Genomic DNA, 17,939 nt, shown 5'->3' with positions numbered 1-17,939 from the left:
GCATGCGTAAGAAGATTGCAATCATTGGCGACCGCTTCATGCTTCCCGAGGTCTTTCGCGAGAAAATCGAGAAGGCCTGCGGCGACAATCTCGACATCCGCACCCTTGAGGCGGCCTGGCCCGACGAGCCGATGGAATTCGGCAATGCGGCGCTCGGCCTCGACAAGGTGAAGGAGTATTTTGGCGATCCGGACGAGGTGGTCGATTTCATTGGCGACGCCGAGATATTCGTCACCCAGCTTGCGCCGCTGTCCGAGACCATGATGCAGCGTCTGCCTGCGCTGAAGCTGGTTGCGGTCTCGCGCGGCGGCCCGATCAACATCGACATGGTTGCCGCCAGGGCCCACGGCATCACCGTCGTCAATGTGCCCGGCCGCAATGCAAGTGCTGTGGCCGAATTCACCATCGGTGCGATCCTTGCCGAGACGCGGCTGATCCGGGTCGGGCACGAGGCCTTGCGCAAAGGGGAATGGCGCGGCGATCTCTACCGGGCCGACCGTACCGGCCGCGAGCTCAACGAAATGAGCGTCGGCGTCATCGGCTACGGCAATATCGGCACCAAGGTTGTCCGCCTGCTGCGCGCCTTCGGCTGCCGCATCCTGGTCACCGATCCCTATGTGCAACTGAGCGCCGAAGACCGCAATGACGGCGTCGAACTGGTCGCGCTCGAAGATCTCCTGTCCCGCTCCGATGTGGTCACGCTTCATCCCCGGGTGACCGAGGAAACCCGCGGCCTCATCAACAAGGACATCATCGCTCGGATGAAGCCGGGGGTGATCTTCGTCAACACCGCGCGCGGGCCGCTGGTCGATTACGACGCGCTTTACGATGCGCTGGTCTCAGGCCATATCGGCAGCGCCATGCTGGAGACGTTCGCGGTCGAGCCGGTGCCTGCCGACTGGCCGCTGCTGCAGCTTCCGAATGTCACCTTGACGCCGCATATCGCCGGCGCTTCCGTGCGCACGGTGACCTATGCGGCCGAGCAAGCGGCCGAAGAGGTGCGCCGCTTCATCGTCGGGCTCCCGCCGGTCAACCCGTGCTGAAGGTCGCGGCAGCCATGAAACGCAATCCAGGCATAGAGGATCCGGCGAGATGAGCGGCGCCACTGAAATCGTCGATCTGTTCGTCATCGGCGGTGGCGTCAATGGCGCCGGCATCGCGCGCGACGCAGTCGGCCGCGGGCTTTCCGTCATCCTGTGCGAAAAAGACGATCTCGCCGAAGGCACCAGTTCGCGATCGGGAAAGCTCGTCCATGGCGGCCTGCGCTATCTCGAATACTACGAATTCCGGCTGGTGCGCGAGGCGCTGATCGAACGCGAAGTGCTGCTTGAATCGGCGCCGCATATCATCTGGCCGATGCGCTTCGTGCTGCCGCACAGCCCGGACGACCGGCCGGCCTGGCTGGTCCGGCTCGGTCTGTTCCTCTACGATCATCTTGGCGGCCGCAAGCGGCTGCCGGGCACCCGCACGCTCAACCTGCGCACCGCGCCCGAAGGCGCACCGATCAAGGATGCGTTCAAGCGCGGTTTCGAATATTCCGATTGCTGGGTCGACGACGCCCGTCTCGTCGTCATCAATGCGCTCGACGCTGCGGAACAGGGAGCCAGGATCTTCACCCGGACCGCCTGCACCGCCGCCCACCGTGAAAACGGCCTGTGGTCGGTCGAGATGCGCGACAGCCGAACCGGCGTCAGGACCACGGTTCGGGCGCGTGCGCTGATCAACGCCGCCGGTCCCTGGGTCAACGACATCATCAACCGCGTGGCTGGCCAGAACTCCAAGCGGAATGTCCGGCTGGTCAAGGGCAGCCACATCGTCGTGCCGAAATTCTGGGAAGGGCGGCAGGCCTATCTGGTCCAGAACAGCGACAAGCGCGTGATCTTCATCAATCCCTACCAGAACGATCTGGCCCTGATCGGCACCACCGATATTCCCTATGAGGGGCGGCCGGAAGACGTGGCGGCGGATGCCAGCGAGGTCGACTACCTGATCAAGGTGGTCAACCGCTACTTCAAGCGCGAACTTGCCCGCGACGATGTCATCTACTCGTTCTCGGGCGTCAGGCCGCTCTATGACGACAACTCCGACAATCCGAGCGCGGTGACGCGCGACTATATTTTCGAACTCGACGCATCATCCGGGCAGGCGCCGCTGCTCTCCGTCTTCGGCGGCAAGATCACCACCTTCCGCAAGCTGGCCGAGCATGCGCTGGACCGGATCGCACCTTTCTTTCCGAAAATGGGCAAGCCGTGGACGTCGAAAGGCTACCTGCCGGGTGGTGATATCGCCAACGCCGATTTCGAGCAGTTCCTCGGCGATCTCGGCCGTGAATTTCCCTGGATGCCGGCATCGCTGGTCAAACACTATGGCCGGCTCTACGGCACTAGGACGCGCGTTGTGGTCGGTGCGTCCAGGTCGCTCACCGAACTGGGCCGGTGCTTCGGCAAGGATTTTTTCGAACGCGAAGCCAGTTATTTGTTCGAGCATGAATGGGCGCTGACCGCTGCCGATATTCTCGAACGGCGCACCAAGCACGGCCTGCATCTGTCCGCCGCGGAAAGAGCCGCCTTCGAGGACTGGTGCGTTGGCCGACTGGTGAGGGCAGGCTGATGACTTTTACGCTTTCCCTAAACACCAATCCGCTGGTCAACCGTTTTGCCGAACCGGACGATCTGATCGACGCGATCGCCTACGACATCGGCATCCGGGACGTGCAGCTCACGCATGAATTCGTCAATCCCGGCTGGCCGGCGGCGACGATCTCGAAATTCGTCCGCCTGTTCCGCACGGCGCTCGACCGCACCGGCGTGCGCGTGACGTCCGGGATGACCGGCCCTTACGGGCGGCTCAACCATTTCGGCCATCCCGACGCCGACGTGCGCCGCTACTACGTCGATTGGTTCAAGACCTTTGCCGACATTTCGGCCGAGCTCGGCGCCAGCGGCATGGGCACGCAGTTCGCGATCTTCACGCACCGGGATTTTGACGATCCCGAGCGTCGCGCGCGGCTTTTCGACATCGCGCTGGAATGCTGGCGCGACGTCGCCGAGCACGCCAGGGCGGCCGGTTTGACCTATCTGTTCTGGGAGCCGATGTCGGTCGGCCGCGAATTCGGCCATACGATCGAGTGCTGCCGGTCCCTGCACAACGAGATCGAAGCGGCCGGCATGGCCATCCCGCTGAAGATGATGGTCGATATCGACCATGGCGACGTCACCTCGAGCAATCCGGACGACATCAACCCCTATGCCTGGGCCGAAGCCTTTCCCACGGTATCGCCGATCATCCACATCAAGCAGTCGTCGATGAACAAGGGCGGCCATTGGCCGTTCATCGCCGCCTACAACAAGGACGGCCGCATCACACCGGAAAAATTGTTGGAGACGGTTCGCCGCGGCGGCGGCGTCGACAACGAGATCTGCCTCGAACTGTCGTTCCGCGAACGCGAGCCGGTCGACCACCAGGTCGTCGCGATGATCCGCGAGTCGGTCGATTATTGGGCGCCGTTTATCGAGACCGGCAGGGCGGCGATTTTGCCGCGAACAGGATCGCTTCAGGTTTGAAGCCGTCCTCGACTGGATTATCCACGTTCGCGCTGCCCCTCACCTGCCTGCCGGCATCCTCTCCCCGTATAGGGACGGGGAGAGGGGAGCTGTCGTCGCCGGTTTCGCCAATCGCCGGCGCAGCAAGCACAGCGCCGACGTTGCGGCCAGCCCCTTCTCCCCGTCACTATACGGGGAGAAGTGCCCGGCAGGGCGATGAGGGGCAGCGCCGACTCCGACAATTGGTCGTCTCCAGCACTGTAGAAGCCTCAACGACTATACTGTGCTCATGCCTGCCTCAACACGTCAGCCGAACTTCGGGTCGAGACTGCCCGACTTGTAGCGCTTGGCCATTTCCGAGACCGGCAGCGGCTTGATCTTGGGGGCGTTGCCGGCGGTGCCGAACTGCTCGAAGCGCTCTTTGCACAGCTTCCTCATCGCGGCCATTGCCGGCATCAGATATTTGCGCGGGTCGAACTCGCTCGGGTTCTCGGTCAGCACCTTGCGGATCGCTCCGGTCAGCGCCATGCGGTTGTCGGTGTCGATGTTGATCTTGCGCACGCCGTGCTTGATGCCGCGCTGGATCTCCTCGACCGGCACACCCCATGTCGGCTTCATCTGGCCGCCATATTTGTTGATGATCTCCTGCAGTTCTTCCGGCACCGAGGATGAGCCGTGCATAACCAGGTGCATGTTCGGCAGGCGGCGGTGGATCTCCTCGATCACGTTCATGGCGAGCACCGCGCCGTCCGGCTTGCGCGAGAACTTGTAGGCGCCGTGGCTGGTGCCCATGGCGACGGCCAGCGCATCGACATGCGTGTCCTTGACGAACTGCACCGCCTGCTCCGGATCGGTCAGCAGTTGGTCGTGGCTGACGGTGCCCTCGACGCCGTGGCCGTCTTCCTGTTCGCCGCCGCCCATCTCCAGGGATCCGAGAACGCCGATCTCGCCTTCCACCGACACGCCGCCCCAATGCGCCATGTCGACGACGCGCCGCGTGATGCCGGAATTATAGTCGTAATCGGCCGGCGACTTGCCGTCCTCCTTCAGCGATCCGTCCATCATCACCGAGGTGAAGCCGTGCTGGATCGCGGTCACGCAGGTGGCTTCGTTGTTGCCATGGTCGAGATGCATGCAGACCGGGATATCGGGATGGATCTCGACCAGCGCGTCGATCAGCTTGGCCAGCACGACGTCGTTGGCATAGGCGCGGGCGCCGCGGCTCGCCTGCAGGATGACAGGCGATTTGGTCTCCTTGGCCGCCTCCATGATGGCAAGGCCCTGTTCCATATTGTTCATGTTGAAGGCAGGCACGCCATAGCCGTGTTCGGCGGCATGGTCGAGCAATTGTCTCAATGTGATGCGAGCCACCCAATGGTCTCCCGTATTTGGTTTCAAGCCTATGGTTTGCGAGCTGTCCGGTCGTCATTCAGCCCATTGATGCTTCTGGCCGGATTTCCGGAGAACCGCAACCTCTGGCCATGCCGGCGAGAGCAATTCTTGTTACAAGGCAGCGATCAGAAGCAAGGAATATCCCAAGGAAATGTAACACCATCACAAAAAACTTGGCATGTATGCGATTTTATCTGCTATAATAGCTTCTATCAGCCGTTTCTGCCACGGCGGACGCGGCGACGCGAATTAAAGGAAACAGGCTGGACGATGAAGAGCGACGGCCGGCGGCAAGGCATCATGGATTTTCTGATGGACACCGGCACGGCCAGTGTCGATGACCTTGCCTCGCGCTTCGGCGTGTCGAAGATGACCGTCCATCGCGACCTCGACGAGCTCGAGGAAAGCGGCTTCCTGCGCAAGATACGCGGCGGCGCCTCGATTCAGCCGAGCGGCCTGTTCGAAAGTGATTTCCGCTACCGTCAGAAGCAGGCCGCCGAGGAGAAGCAGCGCCTGGCGGTTGCCGCCGTGGCTGTCATCGAACCGGGCCAGACGGTGATCATCGACGACGGCTCGACGGCGGGCGGCATTGCGCGCCACCTTGCGGATCTGCGCCCGATGACCGTGATCTCCAACAATCTGGCCGTGATACAGGATCTGGCCGGCGTTGCCGGTATCACCCTGATCGCGCTCGGCGGCCAGTACAGCAAGAAATTCCACGGTTTCTTCGGCCTGCTTGCCGAGGACACGCTGAGATCGTTGCGCGCCGATGTCGCCTTCCTGTCGTCGTCCGCCATCCACGGCGTTTCCGCCTTCCACCAGGACCAGGAAGTGGTCCATACCAAGCGGTTGATGATGGCCGCGGCCGCCCGCAAATATCTGCTGGTCGATCACGGCAAGTTCGGCCGCACCGCCCTGCATTTCCTGACCGATCTCAAGGCGTTCGACGCCGTCTTCACCGGTCGAGAACTGGGACCGCAGATGCGCGAGGCGCTGGATGGCGCCGGCGTTTCGCTGACACTGGTCGAGAAGGACTAGACCATGATCCCGAAAAGTGGGAACCGGTTTTCGGGATCATGGTCAAAGAAGAAGATAGAGCCCCATCCCGCCTCGCGGGATGGAACAGGCTCTAGAAGGAGGACGCGTGGCTTACTGGGTCGGCACAAGCTGGAAAATGAACAAGACGCTTGCAGAAGCGACTGACTTTGCCAGGGCGCTGGCGGGGTTCGTCCCCGGTTTCAACGACCGTATCCAGCCCTTCGTCATCCCGCCCTTCACGGCGGTCCGCGAGGTCAAGAAAGCGCTGGCATCGACGCGGATCAAGGTCGGTGCCCAGAACATGCACTGGGCCGACGCCGGCGCCTGGACCGGCGAGATCTCGCCGGTGATGCTGACGGACTGCGGGCTCGATCTCGTCGAGCTCGGCCATAGCGAACGGCGCGAGCATTTCGGCGAGACCGACAATACGGTTGGTCTCAAGACCGCAGCGGCGGTGAAGCACGGGTTGGTGCCGCTCATTTGCGTCGGCGAGACATTGGCGCAACGCAACAGCGGCCAGGCCGATGCGGTGCTGGCCTTGCAGGTGCACGGCGCGCTGCAATACCTCGAAGGCCAGGCCAAGGCGGCGACGATCCTGTTTGCTTACGAACCGGTCTGGGCGATCGGCGACAAGGGCATTCCGGCAAGTGCCGACTACGCCGACAGGCAGCAGGCGCTGATCAAGAAGATCGCCGGCGATCTTCTGCCGGCCATGCCGCCGGTGCTTTATGGCGGCAGCGTCAATCCGCAAAATGCCGCCGAGCTGATCGGCCAGCCTCATATCGACGGACTGTTCATCGGCCGCTCCGCCTGGCAGGCGGAAGGCTATATCGACATCCTCGAACGCGCCTCGGCGGCGATCTAGAGCATGATCCCGAAAAGTGGAATCCGGTTTTTCGGAAAAGATCATGCTCAAACAAAAGATAGCATGATCCCGAAAAGGGGAATCCGGTTTTCGGAAAAAGATCATGCCCAACAAAAGTTAGAGCCCCATCCCGATGCCATCGGGATGGAACAGGCTCCAGAGCAATCGAACAGGAAAGGACAGAAAAAATGAAAATAGCCATTGGGGCCGACAGCGCCGGCAAGCCGCTGCTCGACGTCATTGCCGCTCACCTGGCCACCAAGCCCGGCCTCTCCGTCAGCGACATCAGCCAGGCCGGCTACTATGCCGACCTGTCGCAGAAGCTCGCCCAGACCATCCTCGACGGCGAAAACGATCGCGGCATCTTGTTTTGCGGCACCGGCATCGGCGTTTCCATCTCGGCCAACAAGGTGCCCGGCATTCGCGCCGCACTCACCCATGACACCTATTCGGCGGAGCGCGCGGCGAAATCCAACAATGCCCAGATCATCACCATGGGCGCCCGCGTTATCGGCCCGGAACTGGCCAAGTCGATCGTCGATGCCTGGCTCGCATCGGAGTTCGACGAAAACGGGCCATCGGCCGGTAATGTCCAGGCGATCGACAGGCTCGACGCGGCGAAGCTGGGCTAATGCATGTCGCCCAAAAGCATGCCCTCGGGCGTGAACCGAGGGTGCGCAGCGGTTTTGGGATAACGACATGTATAAAACAGGAGCTTAAGCGCGTCGCATTGATGCGATGCGCTTAAGCCAGGCTTTTTCGCATCGCGGCGATAACGGTGACCGCCGACGCCGCGCCGGGGTCGATGTGTCCGAGCGACCGCTCGCCGAGCCGCGACGAGCGGCCCTTCGCGGCGATCATGTCCTTGGTCGCCTCGGCGCCCCGTCCGGCTGCTTCGAGGGCGGCTGCCAGGCTTTCGGACAGGGTCTTGCCGGCGACATGGGCAGCGGCCGCGGCTTGCGCCGCCGGCAGCCAGGCGTCGACCATCGTCTTTTCGCCGATCTCCGCCTTGCCGCGATCCTGGATGCCTTGCGCCATCGCCTGGAACAGGGCGACGACATCGGCGCCCGCCAAGGTCGCCTTGCCCTTGACGGCAGCCGCACCACGCATGAAGGCCGTCGCGTAGAGCGGGCCCGACGAGGCGCCGACGGCGTTGAGGAACGACTTCGCCGCAGTGTTGAGGAGAACAGTCGGCTCGGTCGCCGTGAGCTCCAGCGGCGCCAGCGCATCGCGCACCGCCCCAAAGCCGAGCGCCATGGCGATGCCATGATCGGCGTCGCCGATGACCCCGTCGAGCTGACAGAGCCTGTCCTTGTCGGCTTCGATCGCCACCGCGATCGCATCGAACATTCTTTTCAGATCGGCTGCATCGATGGATGTCATGGATGCACCCTTTCAGCCGGCGCGGAACATGGCGCAGTCGCAAGGATGGTCGAGCATCGTCTGCAATTCGGCGTCGAGATGCATCAGCGTCACCGAGGAGCCGGCCATTTCGAGCGAGGTGCAATAATTGCCGACCCAGGTCGCGTGAACTGACACGCCGATGTCATCGAGCCGCTGTTTGACGCGCCGGTTCATGATGTAGAGCTCCATCAGCGGCGTCGAGCCGAGCGAATTGATGAGCACGGCGACCTTGTCGCCGCGTGCCGGCGCCATCTCGTCGACGATCTTGTCCAGCATCTCGTCGGTGATCTCGTCGGCGGTTTTCAATTTTCCGCGGGCGATGCCCGGCTCGCCATGGATGCCCATGCCGATCTCCATCTCATCCGGTCCGATCTCAAAATTCGGCCGGCGGGTCTGCGGCAGCGAACAGGGCGACAGCGCCACGCCCATGGTGAAGGTGTGATCATTGGCCTTCCTGGCGATACGCTCGCATTCGTCGAATGACAGCATCCGCTCGCAGGCGGCACCGGCGGCCTTGAAGATGAAGAAATTGCCGGCGACACCACGGCGCTTTTGCCTCTGGTCGCGCGGCGCCGATGCCACGTCGTCGGTGGTCAGCACGGTGCGCACTTCGATGTCATCCATCGCCGCCATCTCTGCGGCCATGTCGAAGTTCATCACGTCGCCGGCATAGTTGCCATACATGAACAGCACGCCGGCGCCGCCACTGGCCGCCTTGGCGCATTCAAGGATCGGGTCCGGCGGCGGCGAGGCAAAGACATTGCCGATCGCCGCCGCGTCGGCCAGCCCCTTGCCGACGAAACCGAGGAAGGTCGGCTCGTGGCCGGAGCCGCCGCCGATGACGAGGCCGACCTTGCCCTGGCGAGGTCCATCGCGGGCGATGATCGAGCGTGGGCTGCCCTCCATGCTTTTGAGATGGCGGGGATGCGCGGCCAGAATGCCCTCCAGCATCTCGTCGACAGTGCGGTTGCCGTCGTTGATGATCTTCTTGGTCTGCACCGGCAGCCTCCCGATTTCGGTAATTTCGCAGATAGTACAGCGTGTTACCGGAATTTCCACCCGGGGAGGGAGATTTCACGCGGCAATATGTTCCGGCGCGGCCAGTACCTGCACGCAGGGATTGGCAGCCGCTTTGTCCTTGAGCTTGAAATGCCCGAACAAGACTTGCCGCGTCAAATGGCGATCACCGGCAAGGCAGGCAGCAGCTTGTCCAGGGTGATGGGAAAGTCACGCACCCGCACGCCGGTCGCGTTATAGATGGCGTTGGCAACAGCTGCCCCCGCACCGCAGACGCCGAGTTCGCCGATCCCCTTCGCGCCGAATGGATTGGCCTTGTCGTCATGTTCCTCGAGGAAGACGACCTCCATCTCGGGGACGTCGCCGTTGATCGGGACGTGATACTCGGCAAGATCGTGATTGACGAAGTGGCCGTAGCGCCGGTCGAGCACCGTCTGCTCCATCAGCGCCGCACCGATCCCCCAGGTCATGCCGCCGATGATTTGCGAGCGCGCGGTCTTGGGGTTGAGGATACGGCCGGCGCCCATCACCGCCAGCATCCGGCGCATGCGGATCTCACCGGTATCGCAATCGACAGCGACCTCGGCGAAATGCGCGCCATATGAATGCTGCGAGTAAGCCTTGTATGACGGGGTGGCAGCGCCGGCGGCCACGGAACCCTCGGCCTCGAACCCGTCGGGAGCGATCCGTCGGACGAGGTCGGCCAGGCTTGCCGACCGCTGGCCGACGCTGATCTCGCCGTCAGCAAAGCTCGCCTCGGCGGCATTGGCGCCGCGCAACGGTGAGGCTTCGCTCGACTGCGCCGCCTCCAATATCCGTTCCCTAAGGACGTTGCAGGCGTTGTGCAGCGCCGACCCTGCGCTGGCCGCACCCCAGGACCCTCCGGAGCCGGCGGTACGCGGGAAGCGGCTGTCGCCAAGCTCCACTTTGATGGACGAGATCGGCACGCCGAGGCTGTCCGCGGCGATCTGGGTCAGGATCGTATAAGTGCCCGTCCCGATATCGGTCATGTCGAGCCGCGCCGTCACCCGACCGTCGCCGTCGATCGCAACCCGCGCCGTCGCCGCGCCGATGTAGTTCGGACGGATCGCCGCCGCCATGCCGTAGCCGATGAGCTTGCGGCCCTCTCGGGCGCGGCCCGGCGTCGGGTTTCTCCGTTCCCAACCGAAACGGCGGGCGCCTTCCTCCATGCAGGCGACGAGGTTGCGGGTGGAGAACGGCACACCGCGCTCGGGATCCTGGACCGGCTCATTGCGGATCCTGAGCTCGATCGGGTCCAGTCCGAGCCGCTCGGCGAGTTCATCCATGGCGCATTCGAAGGCCAGCATGCCGGGCGCTTCGCCGGGCGAGCGCATCCATTCGCCGCGGTTGATATCCAGCGGAACCAGGCGATGCCGAGTGACACGGTTCGGCGCCGCATAGAGCGAGCGGCCAAAAACTGCCGTTTGCTCGCAGTACTCCTCGAAGCTGGACGTTGCCGACCAGACGTCGTGCGCGATCCCGGTGAGCCGCCCGTCAGTGTCCGCGCTGAGACGCACCTGTTGGATCATCTCTGCGCGATGACCGGCATTGGCGAACATCTGTTGTCGCGTCAGCGCGATCTTGACGGGACGCTGCAGGACCTGCGCTGCAAGCGCGGCCAGGATCGTATCGGCATGGGCAATCAGCTTGGAGCCGAAGCCGCCGCCGATGAACGGGCTGATGATGCGCACGCGCTCGGGCGGGATGCGAAGCGTGCTGGCGACCCCCGCCCGGAAATTCGCCAGGGTTTGCGCCGATGTATGGATCGTCAGCTCGTTGCCTGACCAGGCGGCGAGCGTCGCATGGGGCTCCATCGGATTGTGATGTTCGAAGGGCGTCCGGTAAGTGGCATCGACCTTGACCGGAGCCGCGGCAAAGGCGCTCTCGAAGTCGCCGATCACGCTGTCGGTCTCAAAGCCGGCATTGGTCCGCTTTGGTGCGTAGGCGTCGGCCACATGTCCCGACAGATCGTAGAGGCCCGGCTCCTCGTCGTAGCGCACTTTGATGAGGCCGGCGGCAGCACGTGCCGCCTCGAACGTCTCCTCAACGACCAGCGCGACGGGCTCGTCGTAATAGCGCACCCGCTCGCTGTTGAGCGCGGGCCGGGCGCGCGTGAAGACCTCCGGCACCGTCGGCGTGACCGCCGGGCCGAAATCCGGCTGTGCCGGCGCATTCCGGTGCGTCATGACGAGCAGCACTGCCGGCGCCCGTTCGGCTTCGGCCGTGTCGATCTCGGCAATGCGCCCCTTGGCGACGGCAGCGCCGAGAATATAGCCAAAGGCTGTACCCTCCAGCGTATTCTCGTAGGCGTAGGTGGCATCGCCTCTCACCTTGAGCGGACCATCGATGCGATCGAATGGACGCCCGATGATGCCGCTGCGTGTTTCGCGAGGACGGTTTGAGGTCTTCGTCTCTGTCATCATGTCACCTCATGCACTCTCGGCGGCAGCAGCGAGCGTGTGCCGCATCGTCCGTTTCGCCAGCGGGATCTTGAAATCATTGCCGCCATATCCGACGGCTCCGGCGAGCGCGGCTTCGGCCGAGTCGGTAAAGGCGCCGTCGGACGCCGCCGCTCCAGCGAGGGTGCGCTCTGCCTCCGTCGCGCGCCAGGGCTTGGCGGCCACGCCGCCCATGGCGATCCGAGCGCTTTGGATACGATCGCCGCTTTTCTCGACGACTGCCGCCACCGATACCAGCGCGAAGGCGTAGGAGGCACGGTCGCGCACCTTGCGGTAAACCTGCCGGCCGGGCGGTGGCGGCGGCAGGGTGACGGCGGCGATCATCTCGCCGTGGTCGAGCACGGTTTCCACATGCGGCGTCGCCTCGGGCAATCGATGGAGATCGCCAATCGGGATCGTGCGGGTCCCGCCGCCGGGCGATATGGTCTCGATCCTGGCGTCGAGCCCGGCCATGGCGACCGCCATGTCGGAGGGATGGACCGCGATGCAGGCCTGGCTGGCGCCGAGCACGGCGTGCATGCGATTGAAGCCCTGCAGCGCCGCGCAGCCCGAACCTTGCTCGCGCTTGTTGCAAGGCATGCTGCGGTCGTAGAAGTAGGGGCAGCGCGTGCGCTGCAGGAGATTGCCGCTGGTCGAGGCCTTGTTGCGTATCTGGCCGGATGCTCCCGCCAGCAGCGCTTGCGTGAGCATCGGGTAGCGCGATCTCACCCGCGGATCGGCGGCAAGATCGCTGTTGCGGACCTGGGCGCCGACCCGCAGCCCACCCGCCGCCGTCTCCTCGATTCGATCGAGCGGCAGCCGGCTGATGTCGACGAGATGCGCAGGGCGCTCGATCTCGAGCTTCATCAGGTCGAGCAGGTTGGTGCCACCGCTGATGAACTTGGCGCCCGGCCGCTCCGCGACCGCGGCGGCTGCCTGCTCGGCACTTGCCGCACGTTCATAAGTGAAGGACTGCATTGCTCACGCCCCCTCTGCCGCGTCGCGGATTGCAGCGACAATGTTCGGATAAGCGGCACAACGGCAGATGTTGCCGCTCATCCGCTCGCGGATCTCGGCATCGGTGAGGGCGACGGAAACCGCTGCCACGTCGGCGCTCGCATGGCTCGGCCAGCCGGCCCTGGCCTCGCCCAGCATAGCGACCGCCGAGCAGATCTGGCCCGGCGTGCAGTAGCCGCACTGGAAGCCGTCGCGGGCAACGAAGGCGGCCTGCACCGGATGCAGCCGGTCGCCCTCGGCCAGGCCCTCGACCGTGGTGATCTCGTCGCCTTCATGCATTGCCGCAAGCGTCAGGCAGGAATTGATCCGGCGCCCATCGACCAGCACCGTGCATGCGCCGCACTGGCCGTGGTCGCAGCCCTTCTTCGAGCCGGTGAGGCCGAGATGGTTGCGCAGCGCGTCGAGCAGCGTCGTCCGCGGGTCGAGTTCGACGGCAAAATCCTTCGCGTTGATCCGCAGGGACATCGGCATCGTCGGCGCCGGCGTCGGCGATGCGGCCGCCGCAACGGCGCCGGCCGGCTCCGCGTATACCGGTAGCCAGCAGCACGCCGGTCGCCACCCCGCCCTCCAGAACCGTTCGACGAGTCGGCCCGCTCCTTGTGTCTGTTTTGGCCATGCATGATCTCCCAGTCGCAGTTCTGTCACTCATCGACCTTGGAGGTGGGAAGGCGCGCGGCGGCTTTCTTTCAAGAAACCGGCGGCAATATCAGGATTCCGGAGAAGAATTCACCCGATAGGCCCGAGGCGTCATGCCCCTGAGACGCCGGAAGGTCGTGGTGAAGTGGCTCTGGCTTGAAAAGCCGAGCCGAAAGGCAATGCTGCCGATCGACAAACCCGTTTCGCGCAGCAGTATCTCGGCTCGCCGCACGCGTTCCTCGATCACATAGGCATAGGGTGCAAGCCCGGTCGTCGCCTTGAATCGGCGTGCAAAACTGTCGACGGCCATGCCCGCGACGGCTGCCAACTCGCTTAGCGAAACGTCGGCATTCATATGGGCATCGATGTAAGCCTGAACTCGACCAAGCGCGCGACGGCTGAGACAGCCGTGACGCACTGACGGGTGTTGCTCCCGGTTCAGGGTGGCCACGCGGAGGCTGACCAGGGCGACCAGATGCTCGATATAGGCGGTGTCCGGCTTGTGGCCGAGTGCCATCTCGTCGCGAAGCGAACTCAGCAGCGTGGCGATCACCACGTCTTTCCTGTTCACCAGGATCGGCAGGTCTCTCAGGCGTTCGCAGCCGGGAAGCCTGATATCGGGATCGATCCACAGGGCTGAGTAGGAGAGGTCTACATCGCGATAGAAGCCCTGCCGCTCGGCGCCTGCGGGGACGAAGGTGAGGGCTCCGGGACGGTCCATTCCGTCGTACAGCGATTTTGCCTCGTGCCGGATAGATATATGGGAAGTTCCGCCTTCTTCGGTCAGCACGATCAGATGATGAGGGGCTGTCCAGCGCAGCTCCGCCTCGCGGCACGCCCACCGCCGGTTGTCGAAAACGATCGAGGAGCTTCCCCATGACGCGGTTTGCAGGGGCTCCGACTTCTCCCCCTGGCTGCGAACCCGTCCGTCTCCAAGCAATGGTCTGAATGACATCGCGGCATCCCGCTGGTTCATTCGCGGAGCCGTGATCCAGCCCCGCTTGAGCGTTTACGCCGCCCCGCCGCTGCGCGTACGGCGCCTTATGTGGGGCAGGCATCTGGCGTTGGTAACCGCGCCGTGTTCAAGAAGTCGTGAGATCAGCCAAATCCAGCGCGCCTGCTGTCACCCGCTGAGCCCATCGCGGATGGCGCAGAAATAGCGATCGGTACCGACTTGCCCGCCCTTGAGTGCAATCTCCAGTCCGTCGATCGCCTTGACGCGCGAGTGGGCGACGCAAAGCGGCGAGCCCGGCGAGGCGGGCAGCGGCATCCTGACTGTCAGCGCATCGACGCCCATCTGGCCGAGCGCATGGCTCGACGTATCGCCGCCGGCAATGACCACGCGCTGCAATTTCTGTTCGATCGTCAGCTCGCGAAGAAGTTCGCCGAGGCCGCGGCCAAGCTTGTGGCGGGCGCCTTCCTGCCGATCGATTTCGGCGCCCCGATCGGCTGCGGGACCGAGGGCGGTGTAGAGGACGACGCTGCGACCGGCTTCGAGGCTGGCACGCCCGCTTGCTGCCGCGCGCGCAATCGCATCGCTGGAGGCCTCGGAAACCAGTTCGACAGGGTCCACCGCGACGCCGTCGAAACCGTCCGTCAAAGCATGCCGGATCTGTCGTTCCGTCGTCGGCGAGCAGCTGCCCGATACCACTGCGATCCGGTCGGCCGCACCCGGCGGCGAAAAGCTGGGCTCGGCACGGACGGTCCGGTTGGCGGCCCATTCGGCCAGCAGCGCATATTCGATGCCCGAAGAGCCGACGACGAATGTGCGGCCCGGCCGGCGAACGCGCCATATCTCCTTGCCGGCAAGCGCCTGACTTTCGGGGCTGTCGACATCCAACAGCACGATGTTGGTGCCATCGGCGAGCAAGCGATCGAACGCTTTCGACCGGGACGCCGACTGCAGCGTCGCCAGGTCGACCAGTCCCGAGGTGAGGTCCGTCTGGCGCGACAGATGGATCAGCAGGTCGCATTCATCCATCGGCGTGGTCGGGTGGCGGCTCATTACGGGATGGCGGTCGATACGGAAATATTGTTCGCGGTAGGCAGCAAACAGATGGCCGAAGGCAGTATAGCGCTTGAGCTGCGGCGCGCCGACCACCAGCGGCACGCTGTCCTGGCTGAAAACCGAGCGGCCGATCTCGATGGCCCGGCCGATGCTGCCGATCGTCGGGCTGGAATCGAAGGTCGAGCAGACCTTGTAGTGGCAGATCTCGGCGTTCAGGGTCTTCAGCCAGGCGAAGGCGCGGTTGAGGTGCATGTCCATCCACTGCGGCGTCTCGCTTCGGCTGGTGCCGGCCAGGCCGATGGCACGGCAATGACCGAACTGCGAAAGCATGGCCTCGTCCGGCTGACGCATGAACAGCACGGTCGGCACACCGCCGAGCTCGAGCGCCTCCATGACGTCGGTCGAGCCGGTGAGATCATCGCCATAATAGCTCAGAAGCAGGCTTTGCATGGCGTCAGGCCGCTTTGCCGTCGCCGAATTTCTCGATCGACCGCGCCAGTTCCGGGTGGCTCAGGGCGAAGTCCGCCAACGGTACGCCATCGACGGCCGCCTGCCAGGCTTGCTGCACGGCGCGTACGCCGGCGCCCGGTCCGTCAGGATGGCTGACGATGCCGCCGCCGCAGAGATACAGAAGATCGACCGTTCGGCCGGTTCGCCGGTAGGTTTCGGGGGCTTGTCCACCCCATTGGCCGGAGCCGGCGACCGGCAGCGCGCAATCCTCCGGCGAAAAGATCGGCGTGGTCACCGCCTCGAAGGAACTGATGAAGGACCAGTCCGGCTCCCAGTATTTCGAGGCGATGCCGTTGATCTGGAACTGGTCGACGCCGAGCAGCCGCCAGAACTGCTGCCAGACCTTGAAGTCCATGCCCAGACCGGGGTGGCGGGTGAGGATATCCCAGCCGTTGCGGTGGGCATGGAGCACCAGGCTGGAGCGCTTTCTCAGGTAAGCCATGCCGCCGAAGCCGACGGAATTGATGTTGACCACGGCGCAATTGCCGCCGGCCTTCGCCACCAGATCATGGTTGCGCATCATCTCGTCCGGATCGGCGTGCGAGATGCCAAAGGCATACATCACCTTTTTGCCGGTCTTCTGCTCATGGTCGAGGACGAGCGGCATGATCGCCTTCACCCGTTCCGACAGCGGCGAATAGGCCGGGCTCATCAACTTCTCGTCGTCCTTGATGAAATCGACGCCGGCGTCGATCAGCTCACCGACCATTTCGGCCGTCTCGTGCGGGCGCAGCCCAAGCGCCGGCTTGACGATCGTTCCGATGATCGGGCGATCCCTGACGCCGGTCAGCCTGCGACTGCCGGCGACACCGAATTGCGGACCCGGATGCGCACCCCGGTATTCCTCTGGCAGCTTCATATCGACGACGCGAATGCCGGACAGGCCCTTGATCGAAAAGGCGCCGCCAATGGCGATGGTCATCAATGCCGAAAGATCGGTGCCGATGGCATCAAGCGGAAATGCGATGTCGACATCCGCCCGCTTGAAGGGCCCGTCGCCGGCTTCGGGAAGGGACGGGCGATCGGCGTCCGGCAGAGGCCGTATCGCCAATACGCGCGCCGCCACCCGGGCCTTGAGCTCCTCGGTCTCGCCGGCCAGCGCGACGAAGGTTCCGGTCGACTGGTCGCTGGCGATCCTGGCCGCCAGCGCCTCGATGCTGCCTGGGGTTTCGATGCGATAGGTGAGGGTGATCATAGTCCGAAAAAAGTTCCCTGATCTTCGAAATCTGGTATAATGAGTACATAAGTATTGCAAGCGATATCCTGCTCGGCCGAGCATTCCGAGATTCGTGATGACGATGCTAAACAGAACCGGTCAAGGGAGTGATTCGCGACGATGAACCGTTCGGAGCCGATCGTCCGGCGCAAACTTTCCGACGAAGTGTTTTTGCGACTGAAGCGCTTGATCACCAGCGGCGAATTGCAGCCGGGCGACGACATGCCGTCGGAGCGCGAGTTGATGGAGCGCTTCGCGGTCGGCAGGCCGGCGATCCGCGAGGCGATGCAGGCGTTGAGCAATATGGGCCTTGTCGCGATCTCGCATGGCGAGCGGGCGAAGGTGCTTCAGCTGACCGCCAAGTCGATCATCAAGCAGGTCGACGGCGCCGCCAAGATCATCCTGTCGTCATCGAAGGACACGCTGGAGCACCTCAAGAGCGCCCGCATCTTCTTCGAGCGCGGCATGGTCAGGGAAGCCGCCGAAAAGGCCACCGCCGCGGACGTGCAGCGGTTGCGGGCAACCGTTGCCGAACAGCGGAGCTTTCGCGGCGATTCCGAAGCCTTCATATCCGCCGATATGAAGTTTCATACCCAGATCGCGGCCATATCCGGCAACCCGATCTATGTCGCGGTCAGCGAAGCGATGCTTGGCTGGCTGAAGGAATATCACACCGAGATGCTGATCTGGAGCGGCAAGGAAAATTTCACGCTGACCGAGCACGAAGAGATCATCGGCCGCATCGAGCAGAAGGACGCGGACGGCGCCGAGAAGGCGATGATCAAGCACCTTGAGCGTTCACGCGCGCTCTATGTGATGAATTCCGGCAGCTGAT

General features: G+C 63.8%; 16 protein-coding genes and 1 pseudogene. 8 read left to right on the top strand and 9 right to left on the bottom strand.

All coding sequences use genetic code 11. The annotated features are described in order from the left end of the window. Window positions 1-2: 2 nt before the first annotated feature. Genes AC0L3O_RS04255 through AC0L3O_RS04245 form a run of 3 tightly spaced genes read left to right on the top strand, consistent with a single transcriptional unit; the run spans window position 3 to window position 3,563 of the window. The gene (locus tag AC0L3O_RS04255) at window positions 3-1,043 is read left to right on the top strand and encodes a 2-hydroxyacid dehydrogenase (RefSeq protein WP_473534879.1); all 1,041 of its coding nucleotides are present in this window, start codon (window positions 3-5) and stop codon (window positions 1,041-1,043) included. A gap of 49 nt (window positions 1,044-1,092) precedes the next feature. Beyond that, complete coding sequence (locus AC0L3O_RS04250) at window positions 1,093-2,610, top strand: glycerol-3-phosphate dehydrogenase (RefSeq protein WP_473534878.1); 1,518 nt, start codon at window positions 1,093-1,095, stop codon at window positions 2,608-2,610. Then, a complete protein-coding gene (locus tag AC0L3O_RS04245) occupies window positions 2,610-3,563 on the top strand; it encodes a sugar phosphate isomerase/epimerase family protein (protein ID WP_473534877.1) in 954 nt (317 codons plus the stop codon). The genes AC0L3O_RS04250 and AC0L3O_RS04245 overlap by 1 nt, the downstream gene beginning before the upstream one ends. Window positions 3,564-3,848: 285 nt before the next feature. Here the strand turns inward: AC0L3O_RS04245 and fba are convergent, their stop codons facing one another. Continuing rightward, complete coding sequence (gene fba / locus AC0L3O_RS04240; protein WP_473534876.1) at window positions 3,849-4,913, bottom strand: class II fructose-bisphosphate aldolase; 1,065 nt, start codon at window positions 4,911-4,913, stop codon at window positions 3,849-3,851. Between the two features lie 291 nt (window positions 4,914-5,204). Here fba and AC0L3O_RS04235 point away from each other — a divergent pair, with 291 nt between their 5' ends. The 4 genes from AC0L3O_RS04235 (at window position 5,205) to derI (ending at window position 7,469) form a co-directional block, all read left to right on the top strand. After that, window positions 5,205-5,972 (top strand): DeoR/GlpR family DNA-binding transcription regulator, encoded by a 768-nt coding sequence (locus AC0L3O_RS04235; protein ID WP_473534875.1) that lies wholly within the window; start codon window positions 5,205-5,207, stop codon window positions 5,970-5,972. 79 nt (window positions 5,973-6,051) lie between these two features. Beyond that, window positions 6,052-6,837 carry a triose-phosphate isomerase gene (locus tag AC0L3O_RS04230; RefSeq protein ID WP_473478680.1) on the top strand — a complete coding sequence of 262 codons (786 nt, stop codon included), beginning with the start codon at window positions 6,052-6,054 and terminating at the stop codon, window positions 6,835-6,837. Between the two features lie 3 nt (window positions 6,838-6,840). After that, window positions 6,841-7,029 carry a hypothetical protein gene (locus AC0L3O_RS04225; RefSeq protein WP_473614892.1) on the top strand — a complete coding sequence of 63 codons (189 nt, stop codon included), beginning with the start codon at window positions 6,841-6,843 and terminating at the stop codon, window positions 7,027-7,029. Next, window positions 7,026-7,469 carry a D-erythrulose-4-phosphate isomerase gene (gene derI / locus AC0L3O_RS04220; RefSeq protein ID WP_473614891.1) on the top strand — a complete coding sequence of 148 codons (444 nt, stop codon included), beginning with the start codon at window positions 7,026-7,028 and terminating at the stop codon, window positions 7,467-7,469. The genes AC0L3O_RS04225 and derI overlap by 4 nt, the downstream gene beginning before the upstream one ends. Window positions 7,470-7,581: 112 nt before the next feature. Here the strand turns inward: derI and dhaL are convergent, their stop codons facing one another. The 8 genes and pseudogenes from dhaL to oiaX form a co-directional block, all read right to left on the bottom strand. Next, a complete protein-coding gene (dhaL, locus tag AC0L3O_RS04215; RefSeq protein ID WP_473614889.1) occupies window positions 7,582-8,220 on the bottom strand; it encodes a dihydroxyacetone kinase subunit DhaL in 639 nt (212 codons plus the stop codon). Window positions 8,221-8,232: 12 nt separating this feature from the next. Beyond that, window positions 8,233-9,240, bottom strand: a complete 1,008-nt coding sequence (locus tag AC0L3O_RS04210; RefSeq protein ID WP_473614888.1) for a dihydroxyacetone kinase subunit DhaK — start codon at window positions 9,238-9,240, stop codon at window positions 8,233-8,235. A gap of 173 nt (window positions 9,241-9,413) precedes the next feature. Further along, window positions 9,414-11,699: a xanthine dehydrogenase family protein molybdopterin-binding subunit gene (locus AC0L3O_RS04205; protein WP_473615016.1), complete on the bottom strand. Its 2,286-nt coding sequence runs from the start codon at window positions 11,697-11,699 to the stop codon at window positions 9,414-9,416. 9 nt (window positions 11,700-11,708) lie between these two features. Then, complete coding sequence (locus tag AC0L3O_RS04200) at window positions 11,709-12,695, bottom strand: FAD binding domain-containing protein (RefSeq protein ID WP_473614887.1); 987 nt, start codon at window positions 12,693-12,695, stop codon at window positions 11,709-11,711. A 3-nt stretch (window positions 12,696-12,698) separates the two neighbouring features. Beyond that, window positions 12,699-13,350: pseudogene (locus AC0L3O_RS04195) on the bottom strand (2Fe-2S iron-sulfur cluster-binding protein). Window positions 13,351-13,440: 90 nt separating this feature from the next. Next, entirely contained in the window at window positions 13,441-14,325 is an 885-nt protein-coding gene (locus AC0L3O_RS04190) for a helix-turn-helix domain-containing protein (protein WP_473614885.1), read from the bottom strand. Window positions 14,326-14,493: 168 nt separating this feature from the next. Beyond that, entirely contained in the window at window positions 14,494-15,828 is a 1,335-nt protein-coding gene (locus AC0L3O_RS04185; protein ID WP_473614884.1) for a four-carbon acid sugar kinase family protein, read from the bottom strand. Between the two features lie 4 nt (window positions 15,829-15,832). Continuing rightward, complete coding sequence (gene oiaX / locus AC0L3O_RS04180; RefSeq protein ID WP_473614883.1) at window positions 15,833-17,083, bottom strand: 3-oxo-isoapionate-4-phosphate decarboxylase OiaX; 1,251 nt, start codon at window positions 17,081-17,083, stop codon at window positions 15,833-15,835. Between the two features lie 141 nt (window positions 17,084-17,224). On the opposite strand from oiaX, the gene AC0L3O_RS04175 reads away from it, so the two are divergent. Beyond that, entirely contained in the window at window positions 17,225-17,938 is a 714-nt protein-coding gene (locus AC0L3O_RS04175) for a transcriptional regulator NanR (protein WP_473614881.1), read from the top strand. Window position 17,939 lies beyond the last annotated feature (1 nt).

The sequence above is a fragment of the Mesorhizobium sp. WSM4810 genome, from assembly GCF_055811235.1.
This window is presented reverse-complemented; position numbering and strand designations above follow the sequence as displayed.